Raw genomic sequence first — 21418 nt, 5'->3', positions numbered from 1 at the left:
CGCCAAGAATGCTTGACGACGTTCTTTCGCCACATTCTCTTAATTCCCATCCTTCAAGGAATAGATTTAGCTAACTATGTGTTGAGTTTGACGGTTCCATAAAGTATCTGCATGAGCGGCTTGCACCACGAGGTCCCCGAGGCGTTTCTTTGAAAAGGTCTCGGTTGGAAGCAGATGTTGCCATAGGAGGCGGAGCAGTTCGACTTGTTCGTCCGTCAGCGCTGAAGATGCCTCAAAGTAGAAGCCCATGCGCCTAGAATTGTGGAGGCGGTGGCTGTGCACAGACTGAGTGAAGAACCAATGCACTCTAGCGCCGCTCTCTTATCCAGATGGCCAAGTCATACACGGCAAGCAAATTGCCAGGAACGGTGCGCAGTGCATCCTGATTGTTTTGATTCAAAAGCTCTCGCTGGGCTAGAGGTAGAGAATCACTCAATAAAGACTCAAGCATCTCCAGCGTCTCTTTCTCGAGCTGAGAGTTTTTGTTTGCGACTCGTCGCAGAGGTATTACTCCGAAAACGTCATTGACAACGTACATTTTCTGCCGAGATCGCTCGGCCTCTAATGTTCCGACACGTTCAACAGTTAGTTTTTTACCGTTCGCGTCGACCACCTGTACTGTCATTGAGCCTCCATCCGCGCCGGCTCGCGTGCTCGTGATGGCTAGAGGCTGTGTTAAGTCGTCTGGATTGACTATGTCGCTGTAGATAAAGATCGCAGCACATGCGGCCACCAATACGCTCGAGATCAGGAGAGATTTTTTCCACCACATTTCACTTCCTTGGACTACGTGTTACCCAACGCCCTGGAGATCCCTTAAAGCCTCCCCAATACCAGCCCCAGATGCCACCGAATCCATACCCCCCGCTCATGCGAGGTAGCATTTCTAGATAGCCATCTGGCCCAGTGACAGGTACTCCAAGTTGATCAGCTAGTTTCTGATTGAATCCGTTGTCAGCGCCGACGTAACAGGCTTTGACGGTTATCGGCATACTTGGCTGCCACAGCCCAGAAGTTCTAATGAGGTCGGCTGCCTCCTTTGGACCCAAAGCCTTAGTCAATCCGTTTCTCTGATCGGCAATTGCGGAGTCGTTCCCATGACCGTACAAGGTGAGGGTTCCAGGAATGTCAGGATCAGATGCGGCCGAACCTTGCAATGCAAAGTCGCGTGGGCCAGCGAGCACAAGCTTCTCTAAACCCGTTGGATCGAGATAGATTAAGGGATTCGCCCCAACATACCCAAACTGGTTCCACCCGCCTTTCAGCCCCATGGGATCCGGCTGGCTGTACCGCCCCGTCCTCGCGTCATAGCTCCTGAAGTAGTTGTAGAACAGCCCGCTCTCCTCATCCGCATACTGCCCCGGATAGCGCAGGTTGAACTTCACCGCCGAGACGCTGGTGGTCCCCGGGTTGGGTGTCGTGTCCAGGTTCGCGAACCTGTTCTTCGCAATCGTCGGCTTCTCCTCCCCGAACGCGCTGTAGCTCCACTGCCAGACGGCTTGCCCGCTGGCATTGCTCAGGCGTCTCGGCGTGTTCAGGTGATCGCTGTGCACCGCATACGTGGCCCCGTTGATCACCGCCGCGATCGGCACCGGCCCATTGGCCGTCGGCAGGTAGAAGTAGCTGGCCTGCCCCCCGCTGTTCGCCCCGCCGCTGCCCGCCTCCGCGATCAAGGTGCCCTGCTCGTCGTAGACATAGGCATAGCCCAGCTGCTCGGCCTGGTTCGTGGCGGGGCTCCACAGCTTCGTGAAGAACGCGATCAGGCTCTGCATGAAGCCGGGGTCGGCTTCGTCGCCCTGGCCCGGCGGGTACAGCGGCTCGGTCTTGAACACGCGCTGGCCCAGCGCGTTGTGCGCGTAGCGCGTGGTCGGGCTCACGTCGGTGGCGCCGGTGGTGGCCGCGGCCAGGCGGCCTTCGGCGTCGTAGGTGTAGCTGCGAAGCCCGTCGCTCACGAGGTCGCCGTTGGCGTTGTAGCCGTAGGCCACGCTGGTGCTGCTGGCGCCGTTGATGCTCTGGGTGAAGCCGGCCAGGCGGTTGCTGGTGGCGCCCACGGTGTAGCTGCGGCTGGTGCTCTGGGTGCCGAGCACTCTCGTGCTGGTGCTTCGGTTGCCGTTGGCGTCGTAGCCGAAGCCGGCGGTGCTGCCGGTGGCGTTGAAGCCGGTGATGCGGCCCACGGCGTTGTAGCCCACGGTCCAGGTGATATTGCTCGCGGCAACGCTGCTGTGGGTGGGGTCGGTGTCGCCTGGTGCATAGAGCTGCTGGGTCAGGCTGGTGATGCGCCCGGCGGCGTCGTAGACGTAGCTGCTGAACTCGGTGGCGGTCATGCGACCCGCGGTGTCGTAGCTGCGGCTGGCGGCCAGGCTCGGGCTGGCGAAGGCCCAGGTCCATGCGGTGGGCTGGCCCAGCGGGTTCCAGGCGATGCCGGTGACCAGAGGATTGCCGTTCAGGCTCAGGCCGGTGAGGCGGCCGGTGGCGTCGTAGCTGTGGGTGAGCAGCCCGCCGCCGTTGGGGTAGCCGATGCTGGCCAATGTGCCGTTCGGGTTGTAGCTGTAGCTGACCTGCTGCACGCTGCCATTCGCGAGTGTCTGCTTCTTCAGCGTGACGCGCCCGAAGCCGTCGCGGGTGTACTCGGTGGTGCCGCTGCGGTCGACGATCTCCGAGAGGTAGCCCTTGCTGTTGGCAGAGAGGTCGTAGCGCAGGGTGGTGGTCTTGCCGTCGGCGAAGACGAGGCCGGTGGGGCGGCCCAGGGCATCGCGGGTGATGGTGGTGGCCTGGCCCAGGGCGTCGGTGAGCCGGCTGGGCAGGCCCAGGGTGTCGTACTGGGTGCTGGCGCCGCCGGTGTCGGCGCTGGCCTCGGCGGTGGCGTTGCCCAGGGCGTCGCGCGCGTAGGTGGTGGCCACGCCCTTGAAGTCCTTGGCCTCGGTGACGGCGTCCAGGGCGTTGTACTGGAGGGTGGCGGTGGCGTTGGCCGCATCGGTGACGGCCTTGACGCGGCGCAGGCCGTCCAGGCCGTACTGGGTGCTCTGGTTCAGGCCGTTGGTGGTGCGGGTGAGTTCGCCGTTGGCGTCGTAGCCGAAGGAGTTGGCCTGGTTGGGGCCTTCGGTCTGGGCGCTCAGGCGGTTGATGGCGTTGATGGTGCGCGCGGCGTTCCAGGCCACGCTGGCGGCGCTGTCCTTGATCTGCTCGGCGGTGCGGTTGCCCATGCCGTCCAGGGTGTAGGTGCCGCTCTCGCCGCGGTTGTTGCTCCAGCCGGTGAGGCGGTGGGCGGCGTCGTGGCTGTAGGTGAGCACGAGGCCGGTGGGCAGCGTGAGGGTCTGGACGCTGCCGTAGGGCTTGTAGGTGAGCGTGGTGGTCTGGCCGCCGACGCTCTGGGTCAAGAGGCGATCGCGCAGGTCGTAGGTGTAGGTGGTGACGAGGCCGTTGGGGGCGGTTGTGCTGGCCACGCGGTTGGCGTTGTCGTAGGTGTAGGTGGTGGCGTGGCCCAGGGCGTTGGTCGCGGTGAGGACGTTGCCGCGGGGGTCGTAGGTGTAGCTGGTGGCCGCGCCGTTGGGTTCAGTCGCACTCGCCACCAGTTGCTGGGCGTTGTAGGTCCACTGCCAGAGGCGGGCCTGGTGGGTGGCGGTGTCGGTGACGGTCTTGGACAGGGTGTTGCCCAGGGCGTCGTAGGTGTAGGCGGTGGTGCGGCCTGCCTCTGTCACCAGCGCGGGCAGCGAGAAGGTGGGGTGCCACTGGGTGGTGACGGTCTGGGCTTCGGGGGTGCCGGCGGCATGGACCACCGTGGTGGGCAGGCGCCGGGCGACGTCCCAGGTGGTGGTGGTGACCATGCCTTTGAAGTCGGTCTCGGAGGTGATCAGGCCGTTGGCGTCTTGGGTGCGCGCCGATGCATCCGACTCTCCTGTGCCGGAGGGCAATGAGCCGCCTGTGACTGCGAGCTTGCCCTTGGTGGTGCTGTAGTTGTAGCTGCGGCTGGTGCCGAGGGGGTCAAGGATCGAGGCGCTGCTCGCGGTTGGGTAGCTGACCTGGTAGCGGTCGACCGTGCCGGCCAGTGCCGAGTCGATGGCGCGACCCTGGCTGTCGTAGGCGAAGGTGGCGAAGCGCGCGCCGGTCTCGTCGAGGATGCCGGTCAGGGCCTGCGGGAAGGCGATGTTCTCGTAGAGGAAGGTGCGGGTCTTCGCGTCGGGGTACGTGACGACCGAGAGGCGCCCTACGCTGTCGTAGGCGTAGCCAATGACGCGCAGGTCGGGGGTGGTGACGCTCGCCAATTGGCCTGCGGCGTTGTAGGCCAGCGCCAGGGTGCGGCCGAAGCCATTGCCGATGGTAGTGAGCTGGCCGGCCCCGTTGTAGGTGAAGACGGTGGCCCAGCCGTTGCGTGGTGCGAGGGTCTGCAGCTTGCCGTTGGCCGTGAAGCTCAAGGTGGTGTCGTCGTCGGCGCGGCGGTATGACCAGGAGCCATCGCCGTTCTGGTTGAGCGTGTCGGCGCTGTTGGTGGCGCTCCAGGTCGCGGCGCCAGTGGCCTTGAAGAAGGTGCGAAGGAAACCTTCGCCGGTGGTGATGGAGACCGCGGTCGGACTGACGGCAGGGGTGACGGTAAGGGCCATTGCGTGGTTGTGCGACCAGGCCTTACCAAGGGGGCCAACCGGGCGCGCTGCGTCGGTGCCCCAGGTGCTGCGGTAGGTGCGAACGAAGGACAGCGGCGCCGGGCCGCTATCCGTGAAGTCGGGTTCGGAGCGGAATTTCTCGGCTGTGGCAGGCAGGATGGGGTTGGGGGTGCACATGCCGGCGGCGCCGCCGAATGCAGGTTCGGGAGTCGCGGCAATACAGGCAGTCTGCGTCGCATTCTCTTGAAAGCGCCTGTCGCATTGACAACTGCTGCCGGCGAGCACGCTGTTCGTCGGGCACACAAGCACCGGCGTGATCGGAACGCCCATCTGGCTTGAATAGCCGCCGTCCGATGCTCTATAGATTGCGAAAAAGCAACCCGTTTGCACTGCCGAGAGGTACTGCAAAAAAACGGTCGGCAATGCTGCATCCTGAGCAGATATGTACTCGTGGCAGAGAGCGTCGTAGTTGGTGCCGGTCACCGTAATCGAACTGGGTCCAACTACGCCATAGATCTGGTAGCCTGAAACTTGCGGTACCAGAGCCAATGCACACAGCGGCGAGCAGAACATCACTACTGCGCACAGCACTTTCCGGGAAATCGCGCCAAGCCAGCCAAGCCCGACGACATTGTTGTCATGTGACATAGAACCCTCCTCCCAAATCTAGACTCATGGCGCAGCGTGAGATCGCTGCGCTTGCGTTGCGGCCGTACGTGAGTGGTGTCAGGAGGCCGCCATTGCAATTTGTTTTAAAGATAGCCGAGCGGTTAGGACGGGACAGCTTCAACTAAACTCGAGCGCACGACGCGGTCCATTGTTTTCTTGTAGCTAGCCTGCCGTACTATTTCGTCCCATTAGCAAACCCCGGACCTGCACAAAGGCGAAAGCGCTGCGACCCATTCGCTTGGTCTATCCCCACAAGGACTCGGGGGTTTACTCGGGAGCCGTAAGAATTAAGTGCCCTAGAACGAGTTTTTTGGCGAAGTGTGTAGAAAAGCACCAGGTACCAGTAAGTCCAACAACTCTAGTTGGATTTTCTTCTAGGAGACCTCGCCTAACTGCTCGCGCCAACAGTTTTGATCGGGCCGCGAGAGGTGCGTCTTCCTGGAACTTTTCGCACCAAGCGATGACAGCATCCCCCTCGCTGCCTGCATCTACTTGGGACAAGTACGTTCCACCGTCAAACTCCACCGCGAAGGTGTACCTATTCATCTCTTCCCCTTCATTGAATGATTGGCGAGGACCCGCAGCAGACTTGCCTCACAACCGAACAGACTCGCTAGAGTCCTGTGTGGGTGCACAAGCGGAGACGTAGCCCAACCGTTCCATCTTCCTTCGAGCCCAACGGGATAGCTTCGGGTAACGTCCCACGTTCGGCGTATAGGTTGGCTTCACCGCCGCGATGTTCGTGATCCCCGGGTTTGGCGTGATCTCAAGGTTCGCGAAACGGCAGACCAAATTCCTAATCAATCTCGTCGAGGGTCCGCCTCTGGTGGTACACGCGGCTCGGCGGCTCCCGGCATTGTCCTGAAGCCTGCCTGTACGTCTTCATACGCCGGACACTTACTGGAGCGTGTCTTAAGCGCTGCCCCAATATACTTACATGAAAGAGTCGCCTTGCGCGGAGACTTCGCGACCTCCTGATATGACGCAAGCATCCCATTCTCGAACGTCAAAACGAAAACAGCAGCCCCGCGCTGATTCCACATGGTCTGACAGCCACTGTAGTTTTGGGCGATTTCTCTTGGATAGATGAAGAGAAATTCGCCGTGAGCCACGTTCACCGCAGCAGCGCGCGGCGGTGCGGCCAGTGCGCAGCTTTCCTTCGAATGAGCAGTAGAGGCTAAGCCTGCAGTGCAGCCGAGAAGGAGCAGCAGGCGCTGAATCTCAATCTTCATTTCTGTTCTAGGACGCCTTCAAATCCTCTGCGTATCCCGAAAGAATTTTCTCGTCTAGAAAGTCCAGCCGCGTCCTCAAGCGAACAGCGTTCTCTTTTGATGGCTCCACATTGACCGGGATGAGTTGATCTGTCGAAGCTCCTTTCTCCGCTGCCTGGACCCACTCCAGCATCGCCCCAATATAAGCATCCAACGCTGTTGCGGGGTTCGGACTGTCTTCACAGGTGATGTATGCAGGCGGAAGGTCCCCAGTGATAACCCAGACCCACTCATCAACACCCTTCCGAGTCGGCACAAACCTGAAAAGGAAGACGCCAACAATTCCCGGGTAGACCAGCCCAACGTACTCTTCGGTGATCTTCTCGCACCATTCATAGTATTCAAGGAAGGCTCGAGCTTCCGTATGAAATTTCTCTATAGAGCGGGCATCAGGATCAAGCGACCCCGCATTGGTGAAGTACTTGCTCCACTCGAAAGTCGTCGACAGATCGGGCTTCATGGGTTGCGCTTTCGCGGCAAGGGTTGTTGGCCGGGTTCCAAACCGAGATCGATTCCCGGCGTGATAACCGAACGCTCTTGTGTTGAAGATTCTCTCAAAGAAACTGCGCAGATTAGTCTCGACCTCCCCTAAGCCGGCCAGCTCATCAAGCCTCGCTATCCAATGGCTTCCATCAGTTGCATTTCACTCGCCAGCAAGATTATCGTAGCGCCATAGACGGGCTCGACAACAAGTAACTTCAACACGCCGGAACTGATCGACCTGAGCTTCTCTTTCAACGGCTCCCACTCACGATCGGAGGAGCTTGGGCTTTTTCCTCGCATCAAGAAGAACAGGTTATCGGTGATTGTGGATATGTTCTCTTGAAAATCTGCTGCGGCAAAAAAATGAACCCTGTCAACAATGTTCGAGAGTCTTAACTCATCCGCGATGAAGTCTTCCACACCGGTCGCAACGATTTTCTTTCGCTGTTTGCCTTCCCAAGCGCAAGTTAGCTCTATCGAGACCTTTTTGTCTGCCGCTGAAACATGTACTGAATCAATAGTAGATTCGACCAGCGTTTCCAACCCATTCATATCAATTTCCTCCTTGTGGCCACGGGGAATAATCACGTCCAGGATGCTCTCTGGCGCCGCCTTCCCATTCGTGAACATGCGGGCGTTCATAGCCTTGATGCGGTTTGTCGAAATCCCTGACTGGCTTTCCATCCGATCCATATTCTCGCGTGCGGTGATTGCCTTCGATGACTGAGCCAGGATCAGCCCGATTGGGTACATCCTTCTTTCTACCTCCGTCCGAGAACATCCGATCACTGATTCCCTTGCACAGGTCCTGAATCATTCCCGGTATCGTGAAATCCAGCGGTGAAACCTGTCGCGGTTTCGGCCAAGAGGCTGCTGGTGGAGCAATGGGAACACCCTCTGGACTGAAAAGCTGCGGGCGATACACACATCCTCCTGGGATGTAGCAGTCCCAGTCGAGGCCAGCGCGGTCCGTTGCGCCGAGCGGATTTCCGCCGACATAGCCGAAGCGATTCCACCCTCCACCGAGGCCGATGGGATCCCCTTGCGTATACCGTCCGATGGTCGGACTGTAGGTTCTGAACCCGTTGTAGAACAGCCCCGACTCCTCATCCGCATACTGCCCCGGATACCGCAGGTTGAACTTCACCGCCGAGAGGTTCGTGGTCCCCGGGTTGGGTGTCGTGTCCAGGTTCGCGAACCTGTTCTTCGCAATCGTCGGCTTCTCCTCCCCGAACGCGCTGTAGCTCCACTGCCAGACGGCTTGCCCGCTGGCATTGCTCAGGCGTCTCGGCGTGTTCAGGTGATCGCTGTGCACCGCATACGTGGCCCCGTTGATCACCGCCGCGATCGGCACCGGCCCATTGGCCGTCGGCAGGTAGAAGTAGCTGGCCTGCCCCCCGCTGTTCGCCCCGCCGCTGCCCGCCTCCGCGATCAAGGTGCCCTGCTCGTCGTAGACATAGGCATAGCCCAGCTGCTCGGCCTGGTTCGTGGCGGGGCTCCACAGCTTCGTGAAGAACGCGATCAGGCTCTGCATGAAGCCGGGGTCGGCTTCGTCGCCCTGGCCCGGCGGGTACAGCGGCTCGGTCTTGAACACGCGCTGGCCCAGCGCGTTGTGCGCGTAGCGCGTGGTCGGGCTCACGTCGGTGGCGCCGGTGGTGGCCGCGGCCAGGCGGCCTTCGGCGTCGTAGGTGTAGCTGCGAAGCCCGTCGCTCACGAGGTCGCCGTTGGCGTTGTAGCCGTAGGCCACGCTGGTGCTGCTGGCGCCGTTGATGCTCTGGGTGAAGCCGGCCAGGCGGTTGCTGGTGGCGCCCACGGTGTAGCTGCGGCTGGTGCTCTGGGTGCCGAGCACTCTCGTGCTGGTGCTTCGGTTGCCGTTGGCGTCGTAGCCGAAGCCGGCGGTGCTGCCGGTGGCGTTGAAGCCGGTGATGCGGCCCACGGCGTTGTAGCCCACGGTCCAGGTGATATTGCTCGCGGCAACGCTGCTGTGGGTGGGGTCGGTGTCGCCTGGTGCATAGAGCTGCTGGGTCAGGCTGGTGATGCGCCCGGCGGCGTCGTAGACGTAGCTGCTGAACTCGGTGGCGGTCATGCGACCCGCGGTGTCGTAGCTGCGGCTGGCGGCCAGGCTCGGGCTGGCGAAGGCCCAGGTCCATGCGGTGGGCTGGCCCAGCGGGTTCCAGGCGATGCCGGTGACCAGAGGATTGCCGTTCAGGCTCAGGCCGGTGAGGCGGCCGGTGGCGTCGTAGCTGTGGGTGAGCAGCCCGCCGCCGTTGGGGTAGCCGATGCTGGCCAATGTGCCGTTCGGGTTGTAGCTGTAGCTGACCTGCTGCACGCTGCCATTCGCGAGTGTCTGCTTCTTCAGCGTGACGCGCCCGAAGCCGTCGCGGGTGTACTCGGTGGTGCCGCTGCGGTCGACGATCTCCGAGAGGTAGCCCTTGCTGTTGGCAGAGAGGTCGTAGCGCAGGGTGGTGGTCTTGCCGTCGGCGAAGACGAGGCCGGTGGGGCGGCCCAGGGCATCGCGGGTGATGGTGGTGGCCTGGCCCAGGGCGTCGGTGAGCCGGCTGGGCAGGCCCAGGGTGTCGTACTGGGTGCTGGCGCCGCCGGTGTCGGCGCTGGCCTCGGCGGTGGCGTTGCCCAGGGCGTCGCGCGCGTAGGTGGTGGCCACGCCCTTGAAGTCCTTGGCCTCGGTGACGGCGTCCAGGGCGTTGTACTGGAGGGTGGCGGTGGCGTTGGCCGCATCGGTGACGGCCTTGACGCGGCGCAGGCCGTCCAGGCCGTACTGGGTGCTCTGGTTCAGGCCGTTGGTGGTGCGGGTGAGCTCGCCGTTGGCGTCGTAGCCGAAGGCGCTGGCCTGGTTGGGGCCTTCGGTCTGGGCGCTCAGGCGGTTGATGGCGTTGATGGTGCGCGCGGCGTTCCAGGCCACGCTGGCGGCGCTGTCCTTGATCTGCTCGGCGGTGCGGTTGCCCATGCCGTCCAGGGTGTAGGTGCCGCTCTCGCCGCGGTTGTTGCTCCAGCCGGTGAGGCGGTGGGCGGCGTCGTGGCTGTAGGTGAGCACGAGGCCGGTGGGCAGCGTGAGGGTCTGGACGCTGCCGTAGGGCTTGTAGGTGAGCGTGGTGGTCTGGCCGCCGACGCTCTGGGTCAAGAGGCGATCGCGCAGGTCGTAGGTGTAGGTGGTGACGAGGCCGTTGGGGGCGGTTGTGCTGGCCACGCGGTTGGCGTTGTCGTAGGTGTAGGTGGTGGCGTGGCCCAGGGCGTTGGTCGCGGTGAGGACGTTGCCGCGGGGGTCGTAGGTGTAGCTGGTGGCCGCGCCGTTGGGTTCAGTCGCACTCGCCACCAGCTGCTGGGCGTTGTAGGTCCACTGCCAGAGGCGGGCCTGGCTGGTGGCGGTGTCGGTGACGGTCTTGGACAGCGTGTTGCCCAGGGCGTCGTAGGTGTAGGCGGTGGTGCGGCCTGCCTCTGTCACCAGCGCGGGCAGCGAGAAGGTGGGGTGCCACCGGGTGGTGACGGTCTGGGCTTCGGGGGTGCCGGCGGCGCTGACGACGGTGGTGGGCAGGCGCCGGGCGACGTCCCAGGTGGTGGTGGTGACCACGCCCTTGAAGTCGGTCTCGGAGGTGATCAGGCCGTTGGGGTCTTGGGTGCGTGATGACGCGTCCGACTCTCCTGTGCCGGAGGGCAATGAGCCGCCTGTGACTGCGAGCTTGCCCTTGGTGGTGCTGTAGTTGTAGCTGCGGCTGGTGCCCAGGGGGTCGACCACGGTGGCGGCCCCTGTCGACGGATAGCTCACCTGATAGCTGCTCACAGCGCCTGCGAGTTGGGTGCTGATCGCTCGGCCCGTACTGTCGTATGCGAACGTGCCCCAGCGGACACCGGCTTCATCGAGGATGCCGGTCAGCGCCTGAGGAAACGAGGCGTTCTCGTAGACGAAATTGCGGCCCTTGCCGTCGGGGTACAGGACCGAGGCCAAGCGGCCCGAGCTGTCGTAGGCGTAGGCGATGACGCGGGCATCCGGGGTCGTGACGGTGGTCAACTGGCCCGCGCCGTTGTACGCGAGCGCGAGGGTGCGGCCGAAGCCATTCGTGATGGAGGCCAGTTGCCCACTGCCGTTGTACATGTAGGCTCTGGCCCAGCCATGCCGATCCGCTTCGGTCTGCAACTTGCCGGAGCCGTCGAAGCTGAGCGTGGCGTCACCATCGGCACGGTGGTAGCTCCAGGTGCCCGAGGAGAGTTGCGTAAGGGTGTCGGCGCTGTTGCTGGCGGTCCAGGTGGTGGAGCCCAACGCCTTCCCGAAGGTGCGCACATAGCCTTCACCCGTCGTGATGGCGACGACTAGGGGAGCCGTGCTGGGTGTGGCAACCAACTTAGTGCTGAAGTTGTGCGACCACACTCTGCCAAGCGGATTGCCAATCCGGTTTGAATCACCCGCCCAGCTACTGCGGTACGTGCGCGTGAAAGACAAGGCACCAGCGCCAAAGTCAGACCAGTCAGTCTCGGATCGATATTTCTCCGCAGTAGGGAGAAAAATAGGCGCTCCCTTGACAACGCCGTCTGTTCGCAAGCACATGTTGTTCGCAGGTTCGGGAACCGCAACTGAACTGGAAGTACAGTTATCCGGCTCGGAGAAGAGATATGGAGCAGCCGGCTTTGGTCCTCGTCCTGGATAACAACCACCGCTGAGGTAGTTCCAGACGTCAGTATCCGTGCGCGTCTGACCATTGCCGAAGTCGGACGTATACGTCAACACGCACTGACCGTATTGCCTCAGAGATTGATCTGATCCTTCAGGCGACACGTAGGTAAGAGTCTTGACCGGGGGCCCACCGCTGTTTCGGAAATCACGATAGAACTCGCACACTGCCTGCGCCGTAGGAAACCTGGGGGGAGCGGATCCCCAGTTGGTCAAGATGAAATACCTCGGCTCAGCTTGCGCGAATGTGTGAGCCATAAAGGCGAACATCACTATCAAGACGCGCACCATCAGTTTCTTCCCGAGTTCAAGGTGCCTCGGCGTTCTTCGAATGTTCATCTCCATCCCTCATGCGTTCTTTTTTTCGAGGCTGCCAATCGACGTCCAACGCTTAGTTGGTCACAACGATGAGTACCTTTTGAATGGTCGATCACCCCCTCAGGTGACGCGCACTGCCATCTAGGGCACTACGTACAAGTTGTTTCAAGATAGCCGAACGGGATTTGCAGGACAACACGATTCACCATAGTTCACACTGCCCGGCACTCACCTAGCCAGAAATGAATATCAAAGTTCGCGAATTGCTGTTGTGGCGGTACGACTGTCAGTCGCGCATGTTCGCCCACACCTCGCTGATCGAATGAATCGGCTGGTCAGACCTTGAAGGCAGCCCAAGGCATGCGACAGAACGCCTCGTCCAGCGGAACAGCATTTCCCTTGAGCGAGACGGGTTCCCCGGTCAGCACGTTCTCCAGCTCCGCGCCTCCCAAGTCCCCCGGCAGCACAACCTTGGTGTCACGCCAAGCCGCCGCATCCGGCAGCACCGGCGCACTGCCATCACCACGTGCAACGCCGGCAAACAAGCGCCCTGCCATCACCACCAGCGTGCGCCCTTCGTGCCTTCGCGCAAAGGCCACCACGTGCCGCGCCAACGGCCCTTCGACTTCGAGCCCTTCGTAACCGCCTTCGCGGAAGAGCTCCGGGTGCTCGCGCCGCATGGACAGCATGCGCCAGATGAACCACAGCTTGGCGCCGCCGTCGTGCGGCGCCTCGGCCAGCGCCTGCACGCGGGCGGGGAGGTCGGGTTCGGCGGCCATCGCCTGGAGTTGACCGAGCCGGCTCGTGCGCAGTTCGTAGTCCACGGGGCGCCGGTTGTCGGGATCGACCAGGCTCAGGTCGATGAGTTCGCTGCCCTGGTAGAGATCGGGCACGCCGGGGGAGGCGTACTTCAGCAGCGTGAGCGTGAGGCCATTCCATGCGCCGAACCACGACAGGCGGTCGGCCATGCGCTGGATGTCCGCGAGGCATCCGCCCTCTTCGCGCCGCGCCAGGATGCGCTTCACCAGGCCTTGAAGCGCCTCTTCGTAGTGCGGCTCGGGCTGGGTCCAGCGCGTGTGGAGCTTGGCTTCGCGCGCGGCTTTCTGCATGTATTGCCACACGCGCTGTTCGTAGGCCGGAACGGCAGCGCTATCGAGACCGCCATGGGGCAAGGTGCCGAGCAAGGTTTGATAGAGCAGGTATTCGTCGGCGCGCGATGGTGCGGCGGTTTCCTCCTTGCCGCGGCACAGCGCGTGCCAGCGCGCAAGCGCATCGCGCCATTCGCCGGGTATTTCGGAGAGCACGTCGATGCGGTTGCGCACGTCTTCGGAGCGCTTGTTGTCGTGCGTCGAGGTCGCGAGCATGGTGTGCGGCCAGTGCCGTGCGCGGTCGGCGCTGAGCAGGTGGAACTCGGGCACGTCGAAGCCGAAATGGTCGGGCTCGCCGCCCACCTCGTTGAGCGAGCTGAGTGGAAAGTAGCGGTAGAACGAGGTGTCTTCCACGCCCTTGGCCGCGACCGGCGCGCTGAACTGCTGGAAGCGCATCGCGAAGCGGCGCACGCGCTCGGCCCACTGGGGCGATGCATCCTCGGCGGCCTCGCCCCGCAACGAGCGGCGCACGAAGGCGAAGACCGAACGGTCGGCATCGCGGCTCTGGCGTTCGGCCGATTGGGTGGCAGCATCGATGAAGTGCGCGTCCTGCGTGGACGGCGCATCGACGATGTACGTCCGGTACACCGGCATGCAGGCCGCGACCCCGGTGAGCGCGCGGCGCAAGGCGTTGAGGGTGTAGTCGCGCGTGCTGCGGTCGGCCCGCGCAATGCGGAGCAGTTCGGTGGAGAGCACGTTCAGCTCCGACGACAGCGCACTGCGCATGACCTCGCGCTTGCTCGACGCGGCCACGGCGTCGAACGGCTGCGTCTCGCCGGTGAACTCATGCCAGGTCTTGCGCAGGGCTGCGGCGGCGCGCGTATCGACCAGCACGCCGTTGGCCACGTTGGCAAAGCGGTAGCCGGTGGTGCCGTGCACATGCCACGCGGCCGGCACTTCTTCTTCAGAGGCGGCGATCTTCTCGGCCACCACGTAGAGCGGGCGCGGCGGCCGGCCGTCGGCGTCCATGGTCACGGGCAGCACGATGCCGGCGCGGCGCGCATAGCCTTCCTGCAACTGGCGAAAGTAGCGGGCGGGATCGTAGAGGCCGTCGGGATGGTCGATGCGCAGGCCGTCCACCACGCCCTCGGCCGCCAGGTCGAGCGCGAAGGCCTGCGTGGCCTCGAAGACCTCGTCGCGCTCCATGCGCACCGCCGCCAGGTCGTTGATGTCGAAGAAGCGGCGGTAGTTGATCTCGTCGGCCGCCACGCGCCAATAGGCGAGCCGATAGGCCTGCTCCTCGATGAGCTGGTGCAGCGCGTCGCGCGCCTGCGGAAGCGGCAGGTTGAGCTCGGCCACTGCCGCGAGCACCGCGCGCGCCAGCGACGGATGCTGTTGCGCCAGCTGCGCGAGGCGGGCCTTGAACAGCGCCTTGTCGCGCACGCGCTCCGTGCATTCGGCGGGCGTTTGCGCGTGCTGGCCAGGCAGGTGACCGAAGGCGGTCGACAGGCTCGCAAGCTGGGCCGACAGCGCCGGGTCCTTCAGGTGCGGCAACGCGCGCGCCAGCACCACGGGATAGGTCTCGGGCGCCAGCGGAAACCGGTGGTCGAAGTAGCGCAGCGCAAAGCTGCCCTCCTGCGCCTCGAAGTGCAGCACCAGCTCCGCGTTGGCCAGCACTTCGCCGTAGTGGCCGCCGAGCACCGGCAGCAGCACCTTGCCGGCCAGCTCCGGGTTGAGCGGCTTCCAGTCGATGTCGAAGTGATGCGCGAACAGCGAGGCCGGGCCGTTCTCCAGCACGTCCATCCACCACGCGTTGTCGGCGCCGAGCACGCCCATGTGGTTGGGCACCATGTCCAGCAGCTGCCCGAGGCCGTGCGCCCGCAGCGCCTCGACGAAGCGCGCGAATCCTTCGGCGCCGCCGAGCTCCGGGTTGATCTCGGCATGGGCCACCACGTCGTAGCCGTGCGTGCTGCCCGCTCGGGCGCGCTGGATCGGCGAGCAATACACATGGCTCACGCCCAGCTGCGCGAGGTAAGGCAGCACGCGGATCGCATCGTCGAAACCGAAGCCCTTGTGAAACTGCAACCGGTAGGTGGCCCGCGGCACCTGCGCCAGCAGCCGGTGCTGCGGCGCCGGTTCCGCACCGGCACTGCGGCGCGGCCGTGCGGTGCGCAGGCGTTCGGCCAGGCCCTGCATGGCGTCGCCCGCCACGAGCTCCTGCACGCTCGATGCGAGCTTGCGCCGCCAGTTGGGGTGCGTGTCGGTGGTGCCGGGCATGTTGGCCTGCTCCACGTCGCCGGCCACGTCTTCGAGCTGGAACACCATGAGTGCCGATGGCGCCGCGGCCAGGTAGGCATGCACGGCCTGCATGGTGCGCGGCGACGGCGTGGCATGCGCCAGCGCCTGCGCCGCCTCGTCCTGCGACAGCAGGCCCGCCTCGCGCACGGCCAGCAGCAGGCGGATGCGCTCCTGCGCGCGGGCCAGCAGTTGGGCATCGAACAGCCGCGGGTCGGGAAACAGCCCGAGCGCCAGGCGCAGGCGAAGGTCGTGGCCCGACCACCAGCCGGCCAGCGTGGCGAGGTCGTGCGTGCTGATGGCCACCAGCGCGGCCGCGGGATAGTTCTCCGGCGGCGTGAAGCCGCCGCCCTGCTGCTTCTCGAAGTACAGCAGCCGGTAAGAGAGCACATCGGCGCGCGCGAGCGCTTCGCGCATCGCGTCTTCCACCGTGCCCAAATCTTCGCCCACCACCATGCAGCGGTGGCGATGGCTTTCGACCGCCACGATGGCGAGCATCTCTTCCACCGGGTAGCGCACATAGGCACCGTCGTGCGCCGTGCGGCCGGGCGGAATCCAGAACAGGCGCATCAGACCCATGACATGGTCGATGCGCAGCGCGCCCGCATGCCGCATGTTGGCGCGCAGCATCTGCACGAAGGGATCGTAGTGATGGGTGCGCAGGCGGTCCGGCCGCAGCGGCGGCAGGCCCCAGTTCTGCCCCGCGGGGTTGAACTCGTCCGGCGGCGCGCCGATGCTCGCGCCGACCGCGAAGCAGTGCTGCGCGGTCCATGCGTCGGAGCCGCCGCGGTCCGCCGAGACGGCCAGGTCCAGGTAGAGCCCGATGCCCATGCCGAGCGCTTCGCAGCGCGCGCCGGCGCGCGCAAGCTGGGCATCGGCCACCCATTGCAGGTACTGGTGGTAGTGCAGTCGGTCGGCGTGCCGCGCCTCGAAGGCACGCACCTCGGGAGCCTCCGCGTCGCGGTACGCTTCGGGCCATGCGAGCCAGCCCCAGCAGTGCGGGTCGGCCGCGGCAAAGTGGGCCTGCAGCGCCTCGAAAAGCGCGTGCCGCCGGAGGGGCTCTCCATGGTCCGCAACGAACTGCAGGAACGCCGTGCCCCGTTCGTCCGGCACACCGGCCGGCGCCAGGTGGTGCGTGCGGAAGTGCTCGAACAGCAAGGCCAGCACCTCGGACTTTGCGGCCCAGACGCCGGCATGGTCGACCAGCGGCGCGGCACGCAATGCCGCGAGCCGGCCCTGGAACTCGGGCGATTCGACGCGGCGGCGCGCGGCATCGCAGTCCGCGAAATCCTCGATCGCTTCCACGTCGATGTACAGCAGGTTGAGCCATTGCCGGGACGACGGGCTGTAGGGGCTGGCGCGCAGCGGGTCGGTCGGGAACATCGCATGCAGCGGATTGAGCCCGACCATGTCGGCGCCCTCGGCGGCCATGCCGTCGATCAACGTCTCCAGGTCGCTGAAATCGCCGATGCCCCAGTTGCGCTGCGATCGCAGGCCGTAGAGCTGCACCGCCGGTCCCCAGACGCGGCCGCCGCCCTGCACCGCAGGCGGCCGGTAGCAGCGGCCCGGCGACGCGATCACCATGGTCTGGCCCACCAGGCCGTCGATGTGCAGCCAGTGGTAGCCCGGCGCAAGCGCTTCCGACAGATGCAGCGTGCAGCTGCCATGCGGCCACGGCTGTGCGTCGGCTTCGCCTTGCCGCGATCGCCCTTCCTCGTCGGTCAGGCGCCAGTGGAGCCGGCCGGAGAGATGCGGCAGCTGCAACGCCCACTGCGGTGTGTTCGCCTGGACCACCAACACCGGCGGCATGGCGGGCACGGGCGACGAGCCGGCCGCCTCGTCGTGCATGGCGCCCGCCTGCACGCCGAATTCGGCCAGCAGCGCGGCCAGGCTCTCGGGCGTTGCATGGCGCTGCGTTCCGAACGCATCCACATAGGCAGGCGAGATGCCGTGGTGCAGGCAGAGGCGTTCCAGCGCCTCGTTGGCGCGATCACCCGAATCATCCACCGGCAATGTCCTCCAGTGTTGCGAGCACGGCGCCGCGCGCGAGGCGCAGGGCCGAGGGGTCGGACGCATCCGCCACGGCATCGACACTGTAGATCGTGGTCCCGGGTGACGCCGTGGCTTGCGCGGAGGGCGCGGTGCCCAGGTGCGCCAGCAGATGAAGGCGCTTGCCGCCCAGGTCCCATCGGACACGGACGACACCGTTCCCGGACTCATGGCTTCCGCCATGGCGCGCGCCCGCCATGAGCGGCACCAGGACGCGATGGCGCACATCCAGCAATTGCTTCACCTCGCACAGGCGCGCGAAGTGCGGCTGCCTGCCGCGCTCACGCCAGCGCAGCTTCGAGGCAAGAAAAGTCTCGCGCGCGTTGGGGTCGGGAATGCGCGCGCGCGCCGCTTCGTCGGCAAAGGCCGCAAAGCCGCCGAACTCCGCGCGCCGCCCTTCGGCCACGGCGGAGGCCAGCTCGGGGCCGAAGTCGCAGAAGTAGAGAAACGGCGAGGACGCCGCGAACTCGTCGCCCATGAAGAACATCGGCACATGCGGCGACAACAGCAGGCAGGCGAACGCGGCGCGCACCAGCACCGGATCGCCCAGCGCGTGGATGCGCTCGCCGAAGGCGCGGTTGCCGACCTGGTCGTGCGTCTGCAGGTAGGACACGAAGGCCGCGGACGGCAACGCCGTGCTGGGTTCGCCGCGCGGCTCTCCGCCGCGAAAGGCCGAGGCCTGCCCCTGGTAGATGAAGCCCTCGGCCAGGGCGCGCGCAAAGCCGGCCGGCGGGTCGTCGGCATAGTCGGCGTAGTAGCCGTCGCGCTCGCCGGTGGCCAGCGTGTGCACCGCATGGTGAAGGTCGTCGTTCCACTGCGCGGTGCCCGCAATGGGCCGGCCGCCGGCGTCGCGCGAAAGCATCGAGGCCTGGTTGGCATCGTTCTCCAGCACCAGGTGCACATGCCGTTCGCGCGCCGGGCCGGCGTCCAGCGCCGCGCGGATTTCCTGCACGATGTGCGTGGGCGACGCATCGCGGATGGCGTGGATCGCATCCATGCGCAGGCCGTCGAGGTGGAACTCTTCGATCCAATAGAGCGCGTTGTGGATGAAGAAGTCGCGCACCGTGCGCGAGCCCGGCCCGTCGAAGTTGATGGCCGCGCCCCAGGGCGTGCGCTCCGCCGCGTTGAAGAACTCGGGGCAGCACGCATGCAGGTAGTTGCCCTCCGGGCCGAAGTGGTTGTAGACCACGTCGACCAGCACCATGAGCCCCAGCGCATGCGCGGCGGCGACCAGCACCTTGAGGTCGTCGGGCGTGCCGTAGCTCGCGTCGGGCGCGAACTGCAGCACGCCGTCGTAGCCCCAGTTGCGCGCACCGGGAAAATCCGCGAGCGGCATGAGCTCGACGGCGGTGATGCCGAGCTCCGCGAGTTCGCCGAGCCGCTCGCGTGCGGCCCGGAAGGTGCCCTCCTCGGTGAAGGTGCCGACATGCAGCTCGTACACCACGGCCTCGTGCCAGGGACGGCCGCGCCACGCGTCGTCGGTCCACTCGAAGCGGCCCGGGTCGACGACCTGGCTCGGCTTGTGGACGTCCTGCGGATTGAAGCGCGAGGCCGGGTCCGGCATGGTGGTGCCGTCCGGCAGGCGGTAGGCATAGCTGTCGCCATCGCGCGCATCGGCCAGCGTGAGGCGGTGCCAGCCGTCGGCGCCGCGCTGCATGGCGTGCGGCGCGGGCTCTCCCCCGGCTGGCGTGTGCAGCAGCACGACGCTGGCCGCCGAGGGCGCCCAGAGTGCGAAGTCGACGCCGCCGCCATGCACGCTGGCGCCGAAGGGCATGGCGTGGACGCGTTTCATGGCCGCACGTCCGGCCGGCTCAGCACCACCAGCGAGCGGCATTGCAACGGATAGGCGGGCTCCGACCACGCGGGCGCGAGCGCGGCCACGTCCTCGGTGGCGGGGGGCGGCGTGCCGCTGGCGGTGTCGAGCAGCAGGCGCCAGGTACCGTAGCGCGCGGGCGGCAGCGTGAACCGGATCTCGTCGTGGTGCGCGTTGAACAGCACCAGGAAGTCGTCGTCGTGCTGCGCCTCGCCGCGCGGTCCGCGGTCGACGATGCCGCCGCCCGACATGTACATCGCCAGGCAGCGCGCATTGCCGTCGCTCCAGTCCTCGGGGCGCATCTCGGCGCCGTCGGGCCTGAGCCAGACCACGTCGGTCACGCTGTCCGCTTCGGTCGGCTTGCCGGCAAAGAAGCTGCGCCGGCGGAACGAGGGATGGGCACGCCGCAGCGCGATCGTGCGCTCCACGAAGGTGACCAGCGCCTGCCGCTCCGGCGTGGGCGTCCAGTCGATCCAGCTGATGTCGTTGTCCTGGCAGTAGGCGTTGTTGTTGCCGTTCTGCGTGTGGCCGCGCTCGTCGCCGGCCAGCAGCATGGGCACGCCCTGCGACAGCAGCAGCGTGGCCAGCAGGTTGCGCTTCTGGCGCTCGCGCAGCCCCGCGATCTCGGGGTCGTCGCTCGGCCCTTCGGCGCCGCAGTTCCACGAGATGTTGTGGCTGTTGCCGTCGCGGTTGTCTTCGCCGTTGGCCTCGTTGTGCTTGTCGTTGTAGGAGACCAGGTCGTCGAGCGTGAAGCCGTCGTGCGCGGTGATGAAGTTGATGCTGGCGTTGGGCCGCTTGCCCGACCAGCCGTAGAGATCCTCCGAGCCGGTGAGCCGCTTGCCGACTTCGCCGATCACGCCCGCATCGCCCTTCCAGAAGCCGCGCATGCCGTCGCGGTAGCGGTCGTTCCACTCGGCCCACCCGAGCGGAAAGTTGCCCACCTGGTAGCCGCCATGGCCCAGGTCCCAGGGCTCGGCGATCAGCTTGACCCGGTTGAGCGTCGGGTCCTGGCGGATCGCGTCGAAGAAGCCGCCGAGGTTCTCGACCTTGCCGGCCTCGCGCGCCAGTGCCGAGGCCAGGTCGAAGCGGAAGCCGTCCACGTGCATCTCCTCGGCCCAGTAGCGCAGCGAGTCCATCACCAGCTGCAGCGCGTGCGGATGCTCCAGGTTCACGGTGTTGCCGCAGCCGGTGAAGTCGTCGTAGTAGCGGCGGTTCTCGTTGTTGACGATGTAGTACGAGGCGTTGTCCACGCCGCGCATCGAGAGCGTGGGGCCGAGCTGGTTGCCTTCGCAGGTGTGGTTGTAGACCACGTCCAGAATCACCTCGATGCCGGCCGAATGCAGCGTCTTGACCATGGTCTTGAACTCCTTCACCTTGCCCGAGGCGCTGTAGCGCATCTCGGGGGCGAAGTAGGCGAGAGAGTTGTAGCCCCAGTAGTTCTGCAGGCCCTTCTCGGCCAGGTGCCGGTCGTTCAAAAAGCTGTGCACCGGCAGCAGCTCGATGGTGGTCACGCCCAGGCGCTTGAGGTAGTCGACCACGGGTGCGCAGCACAGGCCGCCGTAGGTGCCGCGCAGCTCGGGCGGCACCTCGGGGTGGCGCATGGTGAAGCCGCGCACATGCAGCTCGTAGATCACCATGTCCTGCCAGGGCACCGACGGCCGGTGGTCGTCGCCCCAGGTGAAGGCGGTCTCCAGCACGCGGCCCTTGGGCACCAGCGGCGCGCTGTCTCGGCGGTCAAAGGACAGGTCCTCGCGCTTGCTGCCGACGGTGTAGCCATAGAGCGCGTCGCCCCAGCGCAGATCGCCCACCAGGTCCTTGGCATAGGGATCGACCAGCAGCTTGTGCGCATTGAAGCGATGCCCCTCCTCCGGCTTGTAGGGGCCGTGCACGCGGTAGCCGTAGGCCTGGCCGGGGCGTGCCTCGGGCAGGTAGCAGTGCCAGACGCCGTCGGTGCGCTCCCGGATCGGGATGCGCTGCACCTCATGGCGGCCCTTGTCGTCGAAGAGGCACAGGTCCACGGCCTGCGCATGCTGGGAAAAAAGCGCGAAGTTCACGCCCTCCCCGTCCCAGTTGGCACCGCGCGGATACGGGCGCCCCGGCCAGACGGCCGTGATCGAATTGCGTTGGCTGCGTGTCATCGAGTCGGTTGCAGA

General features: G+C 65.2%; 8 protein-coding genes and 1 pseudogene. All 9 read right to left on the bottom strand.

Annotated elements, in window-relative coordinates:
- Window positions 1-307: 307 nt before the first annotated feature.
- On the bottom strand, window positions 308-772 hold the full coding sequence (locus tag ABID97_RS12195) for a hypothetical protein (RefSeq protein WP_354398732.1): 465 nt from the start codon (window positions 770-772) through the stop codon (window positions 308-310).
- Window position 773: 1 nt separating this feature from the next.
- Window positions 774-4775: an RHS repeat-associated core domain-containing protein gene (locus ABID97_RS12190; RefSeq protein WP_354398731.1), complete on the bottom strand. Its 4002-nt coding sequence runs from the start codon at window positions 4773-4775 to the stop codon at window positions 774-776.
- A 1731-nt stretch (window positions 4776-6506) separates the two neighbouring features.
- Complete coding sequence (locus tag ABID97_RS12185) at window positions 6507-6998, bottom strand: hypothetical protein (protein ID WP_354398730.1); 492 nt, start codon at window positions 6996-6998, stop codon at window positions 6507-6509.
- 155 nt (window positions 6999-7153) lie between these two features.
- Window positions 7154-7573, bottom strand: a complete 420-nt coding sequence (locus ABID97_RS12180) for a hypothetical protein (protein WP_354398729.1) — start codon at window positions 7571-7573, stop codon at window positions 7154-7156.
- A 1-nt stretch (window position 7574) separates the two neighbouring features.
- On the bottom strand, window positions 7575-11315 hold the full coding sequence (locus ABID97_RS12175; protein ID WP_354401745.1) for an RHS repeat-associated core domain-containing protein: 3741 nt from the start codon (window positions 11313-11315) through the stop codon (window positions 7575-7577).
- Between the two features lie 60 nt (window positions 11316-11375).
- Window positions 11376-11579 (bottom strand): annotated as a pseudogene (locus tag ABID97_RS12170) (DUF6531 domain-containing protein); the annotation flags it as partial.
- Window positions 11580-12355: 776 nt separating this feature from the next.
- Window positions 12356-17410 (bottom strand): malto-oligosyltrehalose synthase, encoded by a 5055-nt coding sequence (locus ABID97_RS12165; RefSeq protein WP_354398728.1) that lies wholly within the window; start codon window positions 17408-17410, stop codon window positions 12356-12358.
- Window positions 17403-19244 (bottom strand): malto-oligosyltrehalose trehalohydrolase, encoded by a 1842-nt coding sequence (gene treZ, locus ABID97_RS12160; protein WP_354398727.1) that lies wholly within the window; start codon window positions 19242-19244, stop codon window positions 17403-17405. The genes ABID97_RS12165 and treZ overlap by 8 nt, the downstream gene beginning before the upstream one ends.
- A complete protein-coding gene (gene glgX / locus ABID97_RS12155) occupies window positions 19241-21403 on the bottom strand; it encodes a glycogen debranching protein GlgX (RefSeq protein ID WP_354398726.1) in 2163 nt (720 codons plus the stop codon). The genes treZ and glgX overlap by 4 nt, the downstream gene beginning before the upstream one ends.
- Window positions 21404-21418 lie beyond the last annotated feature (15 nt).

It is taken from the genome of Variovorax sp. OAS795 (assembly GCF_040546685.1).
In the GTDB taxonomy this organism is placed as follows: Bacteria; Pseudomonadota; Gammaproteobacteria; order Burkholderiales; family Burkholderiaceae_C; genus Variovorax.
This window is presented reverse-complemented; position numbering and strand designations above follow the sequence as displayed.

What these genes read in the sequence shown, in the direction of transcription:
- ABID97_RS12195 (WP_354398732.1), bottom strand. Translation starts at nt 772, where the DNA reads ATGTGGTGGAAAAAATCTCTCCTGATCTCGAGCGTATTGGTGGCCGCA.
- ABID97_RS12190 (WP_354398731.1), bottom strand. Translation starts at nt 4,775, where the DNA reads ATGTGCACCCCCAACCCCATCCTGCCTGCCACAGCCGAGAAATTCCGC.
- ABID97_RS12185 (WP_354398730.1), bottom strand. Translation starts at nt 6,998, where the DNA reads ATGAAGCCCGATCTGTCGACGACTTTCGAGTGGAGCAAGTACTTCACC.
- ABID97_RS12180 (WP_354398729.1), bottom strand. Translation starts at nt 7,573, where the DNA reads ATGAATGGGTTGGAAACGCTGGTCGAATCTACTATTGATTCAGTACAT.
- treZ (WP_354398727.1), bottom strand. Translation starts at nt 19,244, where the DNA reads ATGAAACGCGTCCACGCCATGCCCTTCGGCGCCAGCGTGCATGGCGGC.
- glgX (WP_354398726.1), bottom strand. Translation starts at nt 21,403, where the DNA reads ATGACACGCAGCCAACGCAATTCGATCACGGCCGTCTGGCCGGGGCGC.